This window comes from Roseivirga sp. BDSF3-8 (genome assembly GCF_041449215.1).
In the GTDB taxonomy this organism is placed as follows: Bacteria; Bacteroidota; Bacteroidia; order Cytophagales; family Cyclobacteriaceae; genus JBGNFV01.
On record NZ_JBGNFV010000001.1, the window covers coordinates 3,797,272 to 3,815,229 of the forward strand.

Annotated in this window: 3 protein-coding genes; all 3 read left to right on the forward strand. The window is 53.8% G+C overall.

What is annotated here, in order from left to right:
• The first annotated feature begins 11 nt into the window (after nt 1-11).
• Genes AB9P05_RS16050 through AB9P05_RS16060 form a run of 3 tightly spaced genes read left to right on the forward strand, consistent with a single transcriptional unit; the run spans nt 12 to nt 17,937 of the window.
• Nucleotides 12-7,082 carry an amino acid adenylation domain-containing protein gene (locus tag AB9P05_RS16050; protein ID WP_371909843.1) on the forward strand — a complete coding sequence of 2,357 codons (7,071 nt, stop codon included), beginning with the start codon at nt 12-14 and terminating at the stop codon, nt 7,080-7,082.
• Between the two features lie 45 nt (nt 7,083-7,127).
• Nucleotides 7,128-8,864 carry a carbamoyltransferase N-terminal domain-containing protein gene (locus AB9P05_RS16055; RefSeq protein ID WP_371909844.1) on the forward strand — a complete coding sequence of 579 codons (1,737 nt, stop codon included), beginning with the start codon at nt 7,128-7,130 and terminating at the stop codon, nt 8,862-8,864.
• Nucleotides 8,865-8,877: 13 nt separating this feature from the next.
• Complete coding sequence (locus AB9P05_RS16060; protein ID WP_371909845.1) at nt 8,878-17,937, forward strand: amino acid adenylation domain-containing protein; 9,060 nt, start codon at nt 8,878-8,880, stop codon at nt 17,935-17,937.
• Nucleotides 17,938-17,958 lie beyond the last annotated feature (21 nt).

Genomic DNA, 17,958 nt, shown 5'->3' on the forward strand with positions numbered 1-17,958 from the left:
GCTTAAGAAAAATGGAAAAGGACAAAAACAGCATTGCCGTCATAGGCATGAGTGGCCGCTTCCCGATGGCTGCTGATCTGAAGGCATTCTTTCGCAACTTACGCGAAGGAAAGGACTGTGTCCGTTCCGTTTCGGTCAGCCGCCTGGCAGACGCCCGGCTTGAATCCGGAAAAGCCTACCAGCCTGCCGGCTTTATCGATGAAGTCGATGGGTTTGATCATGGGTTCTTCGGCCTTTCCCGGCATGATGCGGTAGCCATGGACCCCATGCAGCGGCTGGCACTGGAGCTGGCCTGTGAGGCTATAGAGGATGCCGGGTATCCGGTAGATGAAAAGGCAGGGTCGGCCATCGCCATCTATGCGGCTGCCAACAGCTACAGCGAGTACTACAATCAGGTGATCGGGACCTCAGATGACCCTGCTGCTGTTACAGGCAACCTCACCTCCATGCTGGCGGGGCGCATAGCCCACTTACTGGATCTTACCGGCCCGGCACTTATGATAGACACTGCCTGCTCCTCAGCGCTGGTAGCTGTATATGAAGCAATGGGACGCATACGGTTAGGAGATGCTGATGAGGCGCTGGTGGGTGCCGTAAACCTGGTGCATCAATTTCCCGAAGGGGGAAAAGGCCTGGGTACGACTATGGGCATAGGAGCTGGCGACGGCCGGTCAAAGACCTTTGACGAAAATGCAGACGGTACCGGCTTTGGAGAGGGAGGGAGCTTCCTATACCTCAAACGGCTGGATAAGGCCCTGGCCGATGGGAACCGCATTCATGCCGTATTGGCCGGGGGAGCTACCAATCAGGATGGTGGCAGGTCTAACGGCCTCACAGCCCCCAGCCCGGTAGCACAGACAGAGGTGATACGGAAGGCCTGGGAACGCGCCGGAGTAGACCCTGAGCAGATAAGCTACATAGAAGCCCACGGAACAGGCACCAAGCTGGGTGACCCTATCGAAATACAAGGAATCAACGATGCTTTTTCCACCTATACCGGCCGGAAAAGGTTTTGCCGCATTGGCTCCGTAAAGTCCAACATCGGGCACCTAGACCTGGCTGCCGGTATGGCCGGTCTCTGCAAAGTGATATTGGGACTGAAGCATAAAACCCTCTTTCCAAGCCTGCATTTTAAGACTGCGAATCCACTCATAGATTTTGATAATGCAGCCGTACAGGTGTGTACGGAAACTGGCCCCTGGGAAGGCCGCCACCCCCTTCATGCGGGCATTAGCGCATTTGGCCTCAGCGGTACCAATGCCCACCTGGTAGTCAGTGAAGCTCCGCCTCAGTCTGAGCCTGCATCCGCTGCCGGTGGTCCGTACATGCTGAAGCTTTCCGCACGTTCTGCTGCTTCGCTTATGGCCTACTCCCGCTCAGTCTTTGAGAGGCTGGAAGAGGAAACCAGCCCCGAGGCCTTCGAAAATATGTTGTATACGCTCAACCGTGGCCGGGGGGACTATAACTACCGGGTAGCACTATATGCCCCGGACCGCAGGAGCCTGCTTCAGCAGGCAGGAGCCCTGACTACCGACCGTATATGCCAGCCTGGAGAAAAACAGCCGGGTAATAGCGACATCGTCTGGTTACTATCCGGGCAGCAGGCCGAAGTGGAGGAGATCAGGCAGCAAATCAATGCCCTGAAGAAGTATACAGTAGCTGCCGGCGTGATTTCCAGCCTGGAGGCTATGAGTAAACCGGAAAGCTGGAACCGCCTTCAGGTAGAGTTTGCCCTGCTGCTGGGGCTGTCACGCCTTTGGGAAAGTACGTGTGGCAAGGCACCGGTTATCATAGCAGCAGGGGCGGGCAGAGTGGTAAGAACTGTCCTTTCAGGAGAAAAGTCTGCCACCGAAGCCTTTACCATTCTTGATAACCCGGCCACCAATGTGAGTCCGGCCGATGAAAAGAAGGTACAGGCGGCAATCACCAAGCTCTGCGAAAGTAAACAGCCCCTGTTCCTGGATATGGGAAGCAGTGGCGCCCTCGCTCATCTGGTAGAGCACATGACGATAGGCGAGACGGGTTCACCGGTAGTAAAATACGGTATGGGACACTGTGGCCCGGAAGAAACAATGGCCGGTCTGTATGAAGCGGGACTTTCAATTAGCTGGAAAAATTATTATTCAGGCAGAAACCACCGTGTGACGGATGCCCCGACGTATGCTTTTGACAGAGTGCGCTGCTGGCCGTTTGAAAAAGCAGACCCACTCACTGAAGAAGTGTCCCGGTATCTGTACGAGCTTAGTTATCAGGAAGGTGAAAAATCAGCAGTTGAGACCTTACCCGAAAGGAGCCTGCTGCTTACCTGGGATGGGCAACGCAAAGGGCAGGCTTATGCAGAAGTTCCTGGTACCCATATGATAAGCCTGCAGTCAGGTAAAACGAACAATGAAAATAAGTCGCAGCTAATGAAGGGGCTGCAGCAGGCTCCCGGAGTTATCCGGATCATGGTACCGGGTGCCGGTGACCTCGCCGGTCGGCTGCATGACACCGGCTCCTGCGTAAAAGCACTTATCGAAGGGGGGCTGGATAAGGCCACCCCTGTAGTCCTGCACACTACGGGTGCCATGGCAGCAGGTGATGAACTGCCAGACCCTGATCAGGCTGCCATTGCTGGGTACTGGAAGGGGCTTATGTCGGATTATCCGGCTTATGACCTGAGATTAATCGACGAACCCTCATCCGACATAAGTACGGATGAAGTCGAAGCTATTACCCGCCACACAAAAGGCCGTGAACCTGCCCTTGCTGCGTGGCGCCGGGGAAAGATCTGTTTCCCTGTTATCAATCGTCTGAAAAGGGGTAACTATAATAAACTCCCACTGGCCGGAAGCACGACTGATGAGCTTTTCCTTATTACCGGCGGACTCAGCGGCATAGGCTTTCAAACGGCCCGCTACCTGGCCCGGCCTGGCAGGGAACTGATCATTATAGGCAGGACTTTACTGCCTCATCGCAACAAGTGGTCTGACCATCAGGAGGTTAGGGAGATAAAAGATCGTATTGACCGGATCATAGAACTGGAAGCTGCCGGCGCTACAGTAAGCTATCTGGGCTTTAACCTGGGTCGCCAAACTGACTGGAACGAAGTAGCTGCACTCATAGCTGCATCCGCCAGGCCCTTTTCCGGCATCATTCACGCCGCAGGTGTAGCATGGATGGGAGAGGGGGCAGACCAGCATACAGAGGATATGCTGGAACCCAAGCAGACCGGCACTGCGTGGTTACTGGAGCAGCTTATGGCCACGGGCCCCCGTCTGTTTATTTGCTACAGTTCCATGAATGCGATAGTGCCTCAAAAGCTTAGCGCAGCTTATGCAGCCGCCAATACATGGCAGGATGCTGCCATGCAGACCGCTGAGGCAAAAGGTTGTCAGTTCATAAGCATTAACTGGCCCGGCTGGCAGTCTCAGGATGATATGGACAACGGAGCCTTAGCTATTAATAAAGGCCTCAGAGCACTGGAACTTGCCATTGCTTCAGGCCGGAGGCAGGTGCTCGTTTCCCATCAGGATATTGAAGCTTTCGGGGACAATCCTTTCTTCATTTTTGATAAAAAAGAAGGGCAGGAGTCCTCAATAACATCCGCCCCCGTCATAACGGCCAAAGCAGGCTGGACAACTACTGAATCGGCTATACTTGGTGTATGGGCAGAGGTGTTAGGGACTACTGATTTCAGCAAATCAGACGATTTTTTCTCTGTAGGGGGACACTCGCTAAACGGTGCCCGGGTGGCAAATCGCCTGCAGCTACTGTTTGATAAAAAAATAGAGCTGGATGATCTCTTCGAGTACTGCACCATAGCTACCATGGCGGCATTTATCGATGGTGACCAGGCAGCAGAAGAGGTGACAGTTTCAGCACCAGGGAAAAAGACCCCTGAGATAACCCGGACTTCTCCGCAGACCTTTTACCCGGCCTCAAGTGCCCAGCAGCGCACCTGGTTCCTCAGTCAATTAGAAGGGGCTTCGGCCAGTTACAATATCCCTTTGGCATTTTTCATAAAGGGTAAACTGGATACAAAGGCTTTGGAGCAGTCTTTTGAGGCGCTCATTCAGCGGCACGAGGTGCTGCGAACCAGTTTTAGAATGGAAGGTCACACCCTGGTGCAGGTGATAGCGGAGGCCGTTTCTTTTTCCATAAAAGAAGAAGACAAAAGAGGGAGCGATAATACCGAAGAGATGCTAGCCAGCTACGTGCATGAGGCCTTTCACAAACCCTTTGACCTGAGCAACTCACCCTTGATCCGGGCCACACTGTGCCGGCTGGAAGAAGAAAAGTATCTGATGACGCTTGTTATGCACCATGTTATCAGCGATGGCTGGTCGCTGGATGTGCTGGTAAAAGACCTTTCGCATCTATATGAAGCCTATGCCACAGGTCAGAAGCCTGCTCTTGAGCCACTCCGCATCCATTACCGGGATTTTGCCACCTGGCAGCAGGAAAGGCTAAATACCGAGGCGATGCAACAGCATCGTACTTTCTGGCTCGAAAACCTAGCTGGGTTAAGCGTGCCTGAGCTACCGGCGGACTTCCCCCGTCCGGAAAGAAGAGCTAACCAGGGAGATGAGGTATGTGGCAGGTTTGACGAGGTCTTTACCCGCCGGTTATCACTGTTTGCAGACTCTAATGGAGTTACCCGCTTTATGGTGCTGCTGGCCGGGCTGCATGCATTGGTAGCCCGCTATACCGGGCAGTGGGATTTTGCCATTGGTGTACCAGTCGCCGGACGTAAGCACAAGGAGCTGGAGAACCAAATAGGTATGTACCTGAATACCGTAGCCGTACGTACGGACGCCCCGGCCGGACTCAGCTTTACCAAGCTGGTCCAGGTGGTTAAGAAAAATGTACTCCACGCTTTTAAGCATGACGAATATCCTTTTGACAGGCTGGTAGAAGAGCTGGATGTGGGCCGTAATATGAGTCGTTCACCCCTGTTCGATGTCATGCTGAATATACAGGATTATGACTGGACTGAAGCCAGCCGCGGGATGTTCCGTGGTCTGCAGGTGCAGGAGTTCCCCGTAACACTCGAAGCAAGCAAAACAGATATCAGCTTCGACCTCAGAAGGGATGGGGAGACCTTTTTAGTAACAGTAACGTATGATACCGCCTTGTATAGTGCTGAGCGGGTGGAGCGCATGCTGGAGCACTGGCAGGTACTGATGGTGAATCTCATCAATAAACCCTATGATGAAATAACTACTGTGAGCTACCTCACGGAGGCAGAAGAACAGCGCCTTGTGCCACGCGGATGGTCGGCCAGTGAATGGAAGAACGGGCAGGAAGATATTCTGAGTCTGCTGCATGCCTCCCGTATGTCACACCCGGACCGGGCGGCCGTTTGGTCAGGTGAGGAAAGCCTGAGCTATGAGCAACTTCATCACCTGGCGGATGGGCTGGCAGCCATTTTAGTTAACGAATACAACGTAAAGCCAGGCGACCTGGTAGCCGTACTGGCTGACCGCAATGCACGGATGCCTGCAGCACTGCTGGGCATAATAAAATCCGGAGCGGCCTACCTTCCCCTTGATAGTAATATGCCTGCAGACCGCTTACGCTACATGCTGGAAGACAGCGGCACAAAGCTACTGGTTGCCCAGCAGGAGATGAGCTCCTGGCTAGAGCAGTCCGGCCTGGCAGAAGGGCTTGAGGTAATCATGCAGGAGGCAGCTACCGAAGGTGAATGGCCGGTCACTAATATCACAGCGGATAGAATGTATGCGATGTACACGTCCGGCTCTACCGGTCGACCCAAAGGTGTGGATGTGCCCCGGGCTGCTGTTTGCAACCTGCTTCAGAGCATGGCGGTATGTCCGGGTTTCGGACCGGCGCAAACCCTGCTGGCTGTTACCACTTATGCCTTTGACATTTCCGTAGCTGAGTTATTCCTGCCCCTACTTCAGGGAGGGACCGTACACGTAGCCGGTCAAATGGATCTGCAGGATCCCACCCGCCTGGCCGGACTGATACAGCAAGTAGCCCCGCAAGCCATGCAGGCCACACCGAGCATGTGGCAGATACTGCTGGACAGTGGCTGGCAGGGGCAGCCGGGCATGCGCCTGTGGAGCGGTGGAGAGAAGCTACCGTTGGAGCTTGGTAAGCGAATCCTCGCCTTCGGTAGCCCATTGTACAATATATATGGCCCTACTGAAACCACCATCTGGTCTATGGTGCAGCCCGTAACAGGTGAGGCAGACCTCCCCTGGCTGGGACAACCCATGAACCATACGCAAGTGTATGTACTGGATCAAAATCTGCAACCTGTGGCCACAGGCATGACCGGTGAGATATGCATTGCCGGAGCAGGGGTAACGAATGGCTATCTGAACCGGGAAGAACTAACGGTAGAAAAATTTCCGCCCAACCCCTTTGGTGAGGGTAACCTTTACCGTACCGGTGACCTGGGCCGGTGGTCTGCCGATGGCCAGCTACAGTTCATCGGCCGGCTGGACCAGCAGGTAAAGCTGCGTGGCTTCCGTATAGAGCTGGGTGAGATTGAGCAGGTACTGCAGGCACAGCCTGGAATAGAGCAGGCCGCGGTCGTATTGCAGGAGGATGCCGGTCATGAAAAGGAACTGGTGGCCTACATCATAGCACCCTCAGCTCCCGAACTAAATACCCTGTTGGATAATATGGCAGAGAAGCTACCTGCCTATATGCTACCCGCACGGGTGATAAAGGCAGAGCGCTTCCCCTATACGCACAATGCCAAGGTAGATAAAAAAGCCCTGGTCCATATGACGGGTGTGCCCCTGGGCGGAGCTTCGGATACCTCTGCCGCAACTGAGATAAAAGAACACAGATCGGACCTTGAAAAAGGTTTGCACGCATACTTCGGTGAATTACTTCGCCGTGAGGCCATAGGCACGGATGACAACCTCTTCCGGGCCGGACTCAACTCCATGAAGGTGGTAAGCGCAGTGGCCGGGCTGAAGGCCACCTACGGCATACCGCTGGAGATACACGAGGTGTTCAGCCACCCTACACTCAAAAAACTGGCCGGACTCATGCAGTCACGCCTGGAACCGGTCAATACCGGCAGTGAACCTCCTGAAGACTTCGAACTACTCGACTTTTAATCAATCCGCCTCATTTTTTGGCGACACATTCAACTCCTGTTTACTATGAAAATTTGCGGACTCAAGCTTACCCACGACGGTGCCGTGGCCCTTATCGAGGACAACAAGCTCATTTTTTGTGTGGAAATGGAAAAGCGGAATAATAACCCCCGCTACTCCGGTATAGAAGACACCAATGCCATAGCCGATATACTGCAGGAGCATGGCTATGCCCCTTCTGATGTGGATGTGTGGGCTATCGATGGCTGGGGCGGCTATGATGAGGAAGCGCTGGCGCTGCAACCGCGTCTGGAAGTTGGGAGTGAAAGCAACAAGCTGTCAGTAGATCATGACGGCATGCCCGGGCAGATAAACATCGCACAGTACCAGGAGCGCACCCCGGCCCATGACATTATGGAAGAATGGCAGTACAAGGGGCTGCCTGTAAACGGGAAGGAATATGATTACAGTAGCTACCTGCACGTAACAGGCCATGTAATGAGCGCCTATGCTACCAGCCCTTTTGCTGATAAAGGCGAGAGTAGCTACATACTTATCTGGGACGGAGGCATGTACCCCCGTTTATACTATTTCGATGCAGACACAAAAAAGGTAGAGAACCTGGGGCCGCTTTTTCTTCTCATTGGTAATATCTACACCATATTTTCACAGCACTTTGGCCCCTTCAAGGTTGCCGGAGGCTTTGCTAAAGACAACCTGTCCACCGCCGGTAAGGTCATGGCCTACATTGCCAAAGGCAAATGCCGCAAAGAGCTTTTCCCTCTGTTTGATGAGATCTACCGCGAGCATTATGATAAGCCTATGGGCTTTGCCAATCTTTTTGCAAACGAGTTTAGCCGCAAAGTACAGGGCAAAGGCTACACAGATGAAGACATTCTGGCCACCTTTCATGATTACATGGAGCAACTGCTGATAGAAAAGCTGCTCAAGAAAGTACAGCGGAAGCCAAAGCCTTCGAAAAACCTGTGCATGGCCGGGGGCTGTGCTCTCAATATCAAATGGAACAGTGCCATCCGAAATACGGGATATTTCAGTGATGTGTACGTACCTCCCTTCCCCAATGATTCCGGTAGTGCCCTGGGCGCAGCCTGTGCCGCCATGCTGAACCATACCGGTCATGCGGCCCTGCAGTGGTCAGTGTATAGTGGACCAGCCATACAAGCTGGTACCGCGGCCACCGGATGGGAGGCAAAACCCTGCAGCCCCCGGCAACTGGCCGAGCTGCTGCATACCACCAATCTGCCCGTGGTATTTCTGAATGGCCGGGCAGAGCTGGGACCCCGTGCCTTAGGCAACCGCAGCATACTGGCTGCCCCTGTTACCTCATGGATGAAGGAAGAACTGAACCGGGCCAAGCGCCGAGAGGCTTACCGGCCTGTATCGCCGATCTGCCTGGAAGATCAGGCAGAAGCCATATTTGATCCCGGTACCTCAGACCCATATATGCTTTTCGACCACATGGTAAGGCCAGGATGGGAAGAGAAAATACCTGCCGTGATCCATCTGGACGGTTCTGCAAGACTTCAAACTATGAGTGAAGCCTATAACGAAGTGGTTACCAGCTTGCTCAAAGCGTACTACGAGATAAGCGGTATCCCCATGTTATGTAATACCAGTGCCAACTATAACGGGACCGGCTTTTTTCCTGACGTAGCCTCCGCCACTGCATGGGGAGCCGAAAATCAGGTACACTACGTGTGGTGTCAGGACACCCTCTATACCCATACCGAAGCTCTGGCAAACTCTGAAACCGGAGAAGCACGCCAAACAGCCCTAGTCTAAGGCCATTTTTTCTATGAGAAACGAAAGAAACAACAGGGAGATGGCAATCATCGGGATGGCCGGCCGGTTTCCGGATGCGCGTAACCTCGATGAGCTACATGATAACCTGAAAAACAGCGTATACAGCCTGAAGCCACTCTCTCCGGAGCGTATCAGGAAAACTACGCTCCCGCCGGAGGGTGAGTACTGGCAGCGGGGTTATATGGAGGATATCGACCTCTTTGATCCGGCATTTTTTGATATTTCACCGGGTGAGGCGCAGACCATGGACCCCGGCCAGCGCCTGATTCTGGAAGTTGTGCAGGAAACACTGGACAATGCGGCCATAAATCCTGCTACTTTGCAGGGCAGCCGTACCGGGGTATTCGTAGGTGACGTAGTGCATGATTACTATAAACACGCCACTGACTACGACCCCACGCTGCTTACAGGTAATACCAAGGAGTTTCTGGCTGCCCGTATCAACCGTACGTTTCGTCTGCATGGCATGGTATGCCTTACCGACACCTCCTGCTCTTCGTCACTGGTAGCGCTACACCAGGCTTGCAGTGAGCTGGCTCTTGGTCATATAGACTATGCGCTTGTGTGCGGTATCAATATCGAGCTTATGCCCTTCAAAGGAGGGTACGAGTTTGACGTAGCCAGTCCTGACGGTCACAGCAAGCCCTTTTCTGCCGAGGCCAATGGCATGGCCTATGGTGAGGTGGTTACCTGCGTTATGCTCCGCCGCCTGCAGGAAGCTGAAGAAAATGGTGACATCATTCATGCCGTCATCAAAGGCTCAGCCGTCAATAATAACGCGGCCCGCTCGGCCAGCATGGTAGCACCCGACAGCCAGGCCCAGGCCGAGGCAATTATCACGGCCTGGGAGCGCGCCGGTATTCACCCCAGCCGGTTAGGCTTTATAGAGGCCCATGGATCAGCTACCCAGTTGGGTGATAATATCGAGATAGGCGGGCTCAATGCAGCCTTCGCGCATTATACCAATGAGCCCCGGCTGTGTCCTGTTTCGTCTATTAAGTCCAACATAGGTCATGGCCGTTCCGCAGCGGGAATAGCCGGCCTGGTCAAAGCAGTGTTGAGCCTCTCACACCGGCAGTTGTTTCCCAGCCTGAATGCGGCAAACCTTAGCCCGGTCATCGATTTTGAGAAGGCCGCTGTCTATGTGCAGCAGAAAACTGAAGCCTGGGAGGTGCCGCAAGGCCATAAAAGGCTGGCTGGCGTAAGCTCCATGGGCATAAGCGGTACCAACGTACATGTGGTGCTGGAGGAGGCCCCCGGGCAAGCCCCCAGAAACGAAAGTGTACATCGACTGCTTTACTTCCCCCTCTCTGCTGCCTCTCCCGCCAGCTTTAAGGCAAACGGCAGGGTACTATCTGCCTGGCTGGATAGCCACCCCGAGGCCAGCCTCGAGGATGTAGCCTATACCATGTCACTGGGCCGGGGGCATTACCGCTACAGAAAGGTACTCGCCGCCAGTAGTATATCCGAGCTATGCCAGGCATTGCAGGATGCTGAACCTGAGGAGGTCATTCCATTCCGTGAGAAGCCAGGCCCTGTGATGGTCTTTAGCGGGAACAGTACGGTGCCGGCCGGTTTCGTTCGGTTTATGAAAGAACTGCACCCTGCCTTCCAGGCTGCATATGAGGAATGTGCTGCCGCCGGTTTTGCCGCCACTGAGGCCAAACCTTCTGCTTTCGTATGGCAGTATGCGCTCTACCGTACGATGGAAGCGCTGGGCCTTGCCTCTAAAAAACTTATAGGAATAGGAGCCGGCCGCGTTGTGACTGAGGTACTCGCCGGTAAAAAAAGTCTGGCAGAAGCACTACGGGATACCCTTAGCCTGAATGGCTACCATAATGGGGTTTCGTTGAGCGATCGTGTAGAAGCCTTACTGAAAAGAGAAAGTGGCGAAGAGCCTACACCCTACATCGAGCTGGGACTGAATGGAGAAGTGGCTGAAATTCTCCGTCAACATCCGCACAGCGGCATTGATTTCCATCTTTTTGAATTAAATGGTGCTGGTTTTGAAGCATTCGGAGCCATGCTTAGCTCGCTTTACGCTTTTGGTTATCAGCCTGAGTGGGACAGCTTATTTACTGAGACGGAGGCACGCCGCATTGTGCTGCCTGCTTACTGTTTCGATTTGCGCCGGATCTGGATCAGAGAAGAACCCCTGGAGCTGCATAAGGCACTGGGACATGCTCCTGTGAGCCAGAAGGAAGCCCTTCCGCTGGTAGCCGGTGAGGAGGTTACAGCTACACAAAAGCAGGTAGCTGCCTTATGGAAAAAGGAGCTTGAAGCGGATAGCTTCCACCCGGACGATGACTTTTTTGCCCTTGGTGGCGACTCACTGGCGGCCACGCGGGTGATTAACAGCCTTAATGACAAATTCGGTATCCGGCTGGATTTCGAGGACATGTTTGATTTCCCCACGCTTCGGGAAATAAGTGATTTTATTGATGAAAATGTCGGCGTAGCCCACCGCGTGATTATGTGCTGGAAGCAGGTACTGAAGGTGGAGCAGATCGTGCCGCGTGATAATTTCTTTGAACTCGGCGGGCATTCCCTTCTTGCCAGCAAAGTATTGCAGTTACTGAATGAGTCTTTTGCGCTGAGTCTCAATTTTGAAGACTTTTTTCTTGACCCCACTGTAGAGGGGCTTACGGCAGTCATTGAGGAGCGACTGGGTAAGGGAGCGGTTGCGTCTGAGGTGCCTGCCGGTGTGGCAGAAAGGACCTCCGCACCTGTGCAGACAGAGGCGCAGCACGTGTTTTCGCTCTCACACGCGCAAAAGAGAATGTGGGTAGTGAGCCAGGACCCCGAGGGTTCGGTTGCCTATAATAATGCCTTCTCATTTGAACTGAAAGGACCTCTTGACACCGAAGCGCTGGCCGGGGCATTTAACCTGCTTATAGAAAGGCATGAGAGCCTGCGCACCCTGTTCTTTGGTGAGGGTGAAGAAGCCATGCAGGAGATAAAGCCCGCAGGGGAGGTTAGCTTATCAATACAGCCCCACGATCTCAGGGGGAAAGAACAGGCCGAAGGGCTTGCCATAGAGATTGCCCGACAGGAGATCGCCCGGCCCTTTTCCCTTGATCAGGCGCCGCTTATGCGTGTGGTTTTGATACGGATGGAAGAGAACAGGTACTACCTTAGCCTCATCATCCATCATATTATCAGCGATGAATGGTCGGTACAGGTACTTATGGGAGAGGTGGCAGCTCTTTACAATGCGGCACGCTCCGGGCAGCAGCCAGCTCTTGCTCCCGTACTGCGGCAGTATCAGGACTTTATCAGGTGGCAGGATCATCTGCTTACCCATAGCAATGACATGGAGGCTTACTGGGGCCAAAAATTATCCGGTGAACTTCCCGTACTGGATTTTCCTACCGACCGCAGCCGCCCCTCTGTGCAGGTTTTTGATGGCCATACGCTTTGGGACTACCTTCCTGCCGAAGCCGTTGTATCCCTGCGGGAGACAGCCCGTGATAAGGGGCTTTCCCTGTTCAGTATGGTATTGGCGGCCCTTTCGGCCTTACTATACCGGCACACCGGTCAGAGCGACTTCATCATAGGTACCACCGTGGCAGGCCGCGAGCAGCAGGACTTTGCCGGAACGGTAGGGATGTTTATGAATATGCTGCCCCTGCGTATGCAGCCTGCCGGAGACATGAGTCTTACCCACATGCTGGAGGAGGCTGGAAAAGCCACTGCCGGTATGCTTTCCCACCAGCAGTATCCGTTCGATCTGCTGGCAGAAAAATTCGGCGGCAGAAGAGACCCCGGACGCAGCCCCCTCTTTGATGTGCTGCTGGATGTACTGGACACCGGCGCTGATGCCCGCGAGGCTGACGGCATGCAGGGCCTGGAGCTGGTTGAGTGGAATAACCAGCCCGCTATCAGCAAATATGATTTCACCGTATTCGTGAAACAGGAGGCCGATGGCCGCCTCAGACTGGGGCTGGAGTACAATACCTGCCTGTTTGACGAGTGGCGCATGCATAATTTCCTGCAGCACTTTAAAAGTATTCTCACGGTTGCAGGCAATCAGCCGGACCTGATACTGGATGACATTGATATCCTGACGCGGCAGGAAAAAGAAATTTGCAGAGAAAATGGCGGAGACATACACCCTGCCGTTTTTGAAGGCACCATACTGGACCGTATTAAAGAATCAGTGGCGGCATACCCTGACAGGGTCGCCCTGCGCTTTGAAGGTGAGTGCCTCACTTATGCAGAAGTAGACGAACTCGCCACACGCATAGCCGGGTACCTTCGTACCGAACTGGGTGTGGGTCGTGAAGAACTGGTAGGCGTGCTTGCCCGCCGCAGCCAATACATGGTGCCTATGCTGCTCGGCGTTATGTACGCCGGGGCCAGCTATCAGCCACTGGACCCTTCACTTCCTGCTGAGCGGCTTAACTACATGCTGGAAGATGGTCGCGTGCGGGTACTCATTACAGAAAAAGGCACCGGTGAGATACTGGATGCCATAAGGAGACCACGTCATGTGGTGTTCCGGGAGGAACTGGCCACCTTGCCGGCGCAAAGCCTGCCCCAGGTGGCTACCGGCCAGGACCGCGCCTACGTTCTGTATACTTCCGGCAGCACCGGCAAGCCCAAAGGGGTGGAAGTACTACACGGGGCCGTGCTTAATCTGCTGGAAAATATGGCACGCACGCCAGGTGCCACAGGCAGCGACCGCTGGCTGTCGGTAACGAATTATGCATTTGATGTATCCGTGGTGGAGCTGTTTCTGCCCCTGATGCTGGGATGTGAAAACCACCTGGTATCCGACTACCGGATCAAGACGCCTGAGAAGTTGCTGGAACTGATCCGGGAGGTGGATCCTGATATCATGCAGTGCACCCCCAGTCTGGCCCAGGTGCTTATGGACTCCGGCTGGCAGGGGCTGCCCCACCTCAGAATATGGTCAGTAGGGGAGAAACTTCCCCAGTGGATCGGTATGGCTTTGCAGGACAAGTGTGCAGAGCTATGGAATAACTATGGCCCTACGGAGGCTACCATCTTTGCCATGACCAAAAAGGTGGAAACCGAAGCTGATGTACCTTCCATAGGCAGGCCGCTGGACAATTACGGAGTGCTTATCCTGGATCATAAACTGGCCAGTGTACCTGCCGGGGTCAGAGGAGAGATAGGCCTCACCGGTACCGGCGTAGCCCGCGGCTATCTAAACCGTGCGGACAAGACCGCTGCCGTATTTGTAGACCATCCGGTTACCGGCCAGCGCATCTACCGGACGGGAGATATAGGTTTTTACAGGCCCGACGGCGAGGTGGAAATACTGGGACGTATCGACGATCAGATCAAGTTTAGCGGCTACCGTATTGAGACCGAAGAGATAGAGAATACCATGGTGACCCACCCGGCAGTGGAGCAGGCTGCAGTAGTGCTTGTCACCAATGAAAAAGAAGCTTTTCTGGCAGGTTTTTACCTTGGTGATGCCTCATCTGAATCACTTCGTACCCATATATCGGCATTTTTGCCCTCATACATGGTGCCGTCCCTTATTCGCAGACTGGAGGAGTTTCCCGTCACCCCCAACGGCAAGCTCAATCGTAAGGCGCTGAAAACCATGGTGGCGGAAGTGACCCTGCGCGAAATGGTGCTGCCTGCTAATGAAAAGGAGGAGAAGCTGCTGGCTATTTTCCGTGAGGTACTGGACACTGACCAGATAGGTACACGGCATAACTTTTTTGATAACGGAGGCCAGTCATTGAAAGGGCTCAAAATCGTGGCCCGGATCAAAAAGACCTTTGGCGATGAAATAACTATTCGCACCCTGTTTGAGAACCCAACCGTAGCCATGCTGGCGGGCAAAATCGGAGATTCTGGTGTGAAAGAAGAAGTGGTCATCCCTGCTGCAGGGACCAGGGACGGCTACCCGCTCTCCCCCGGCCAACGCAGATTATGGTTGCTGGAAAAAATGAAAGGTGGCGGCGAAGCCTACATTATACCTTTTACCTACCAGGTAGAGGGTGAAATAAACAGGAATGTCTTCGAGTTGGCCGTCGCTGATGTGATCCAAAGACATGACAGCCTGCGAGCCTGTTTTACCGGCCCCACCGAGGCGCCTTTAATGTATATCATGCCGGTAAACCAGTCAGATGACATGGTGGATTATCACCAGGCTGCCGATGCCGCTACCTGCCGGAAGGAAATGGAAGCATACTGCGGACTGCCTTTTGATATATCCCAGGCTCCCCTTTTCAGGGTGGGTCTATGGTATGCGACCACCGGAGAAACGTTTGTAGCCGGGGCCATGCACCATATTATTTCAGATGAGTGGTCACTGGAAATACTTCAGAGAGATATTTTTACTGCCTATAAGGCCAGGCAGGAGGGTGAACAGGCTTCTGTACTGCCTGCACTTGCCTTACAGTTTCAGGATTATACCACCTGGCTCAGTGAGTCTCAGAATCAGCAAACCGGGCAGCCCGGTAAATCTTACTGGATGGAGCGCCTGCAAGGTGAATTATCCGTGCTGGAGCTGCCTCTGGATAAGCCGCGCCCTCAGAAGCGCAGTTTTGCCGGTGACAATGTGAGGGTTTCCCTGCCAAAAGCGCTATTCGCTGAGTTAAAAGATACCTGCAAGTCTGCCGGGGCAAGCTTATTTACCGGCTTACTGGCGGCTACTCATACTTTCCTTAACCGATACACCGGCCAGGAAAGAATGATTATAGGTACCCCGGTGGCTAACCGCGCCTACAGTGAGCTTGAGGATCAGATAGGCTTTTTTGTCAATAGCCTGCCATTACTTACTTCGGGTACTGAGGGGGAAAGCTTTACCCGGATGATTACCCGCCTGCAACCGGAAGTACTGCAGGCCCTGGAGCACCATCATTATCCCTTTGACAAGCTGGTAGAAGACCTGCAGGCAGGCACCGATAGCAGCCGTAATCCGCTGTTTGATGTGATGCTGGTACTGCATGAAGGCGAAGGAGGACAGGAAGAAAAAATGCTGCACGGCACCCGGTTTACCCCGGTGCATCAGCCAAATGCCGCCAGTAAGTTTGACATGACCTTTTTCTTTGGCGAAGATACTGAAGAGGCCTACCTGCACATAGAGTACAGCACAGACCTTTTTTACAGAAAAACTATTGAGCGATTAGGCGAAGCCTTCCGAATATTATTGACGGCACTGGCAAAAGGCCCCAATGAGCCTGTGGCAGGTATAAGTTTAGTGTCTCCTGCTGAAAGCCTGATGTTGAGTAATTGGGAAAGTGGTGCTGCCTGGCAGGAAGAGACTACACCATGGCTTACCCTGTTTGAGCAAAGTGTATCGCTTTATGGTGACAGAGAGGCTGTGACAGGTGATGGCATACGTCTCACATACAAGGAACTGGATACGCTTTCCGGGAGGCTTGCCAGGGTGCTCAGGGAATATTATGGTGTAGGAGAGGGAGATATTGTAGCGCTGAACCTGCCTCGCTCCGTATATGTACCCGCCCTGCTGCTTGCCCTTCACCGAATAGGCGCGGCGTACCTGCCCCTGGATAAAGGCCTGCCGTCTGCCAGGGTACAGGGCATTCTTACCGATGCCGGGGCCGCTCTATTAGTAAGCGACAGGGAGGAGCCTGCAGATGATAAAGGGAGGGTGGTACTTAATGAGCTGCTGGTGCGTGCTGAAGAAGTTGAACCCGCCTCGTCTTATCCCCCTGACCCGGCCTCTCTGGCTTATGTTATCTACACCAGTGGCAGTACAGGCACCCCCAAAGGTGTCTGTATCACCCACGCGAACCTGAGTCATTATGTGCAGTGGGCCAATGCCACCTATTTTGCCTCTGGGCAGGCCGCGCCCTTCGCGTTTTGCACCTCACTCGGTTTTGACCTTACGGTCACCAGTCTATTCACCACCCTGCTGCGGGGAGACAGCATCAGGGTTTTTGCTTCCGATGATACGGCAAGTGTGTTGAAAGAAGTGTTTATGCCTGGCTCCGGTGTTCGGGCTGTCAAACTAACTCCCTCGCACATTGCTATGCTCCGCCACCTGGAGCTTACGGCTACCGAAGTGGCGGTATGCATTGCCGGTGGGGAGCCGCTTACAGAAGGGCATATGCAAACGCTGAAGACGCTTAACCTGGCCATGGCAGTGTATAATGAATATGGCCCTACAGAAACCACGGTTGGGTGTACCTATGCAGAAGTTACGCCCGGCAGGATCACAATCGGCAAACCTGCCCCCGGGGTCACGGTCCGTATTGTGAATGAAAAAGGAGTAAGGCAACCCATTGCTGCTACCGGAGAGCTATATGTAGGCGGTCCCGGCGTATGTAGCGGGTACCTGCACCAGCCTGGCCTGACAGCGAAGGCGATCATCCCTGATCCGGAAAGCCCCGGCCAAACTCTCTACAAAACCGGCGACCTGTGCCGCTGGCTGCCTGACGGGCAGCTCGAATACCTCGGGAGAATAGATACCCAGGTAAAGATGAATGGCTACAGGCTGGAAATCAGTGAAATAGAATCGGCGATGGAGCAGCATCCCCACGTAAGGCAGGCAGCCGCCTCCCTTATCGAAGATAGTGAAGGCAACCCCTTGCTGGCCGCCTGGCTGGTGGGAGATGAACAACTGACGCATGATGAGATGCGGCAGGCCCTGCTGACTACACTGCCACGCTATGCCGTACCGGGCAGATTCATCCGGGTACCGTACATCCCCATTTCTGTAAATGGTAAAGCAGACCGGGAGGCACTGCATAGCCTGCAAGGTGAGGTGCTGGCAAGAAAGGTATGCGAAAAGCCCCGTACGCCTGAAGAAAAAGTACTGGTATCTACCCTGGAAACAGTGTTTTCATGCGAGGTAAGCCTTTCCGACTACCTCTTTGATATGGGAATAGATTCCATTAAAGCACTGCGCCTGGTAGGGCTACTGTATGAGGCGGGCTATAACCTGCTCCTGATGGAAGTATTGCACATGAGGCCGGTGGCAGAACTTGCCACATTACTGGAACCGGTAAACCAGCCAGGGCACAGCGCCCCGGAAGAGGATGCCGGCCATTTTACTTATGAGAACCTGAGCGAAGACGATCTCGACTCACTTTTCGACTAATTCTGATTCATCATAACCCAA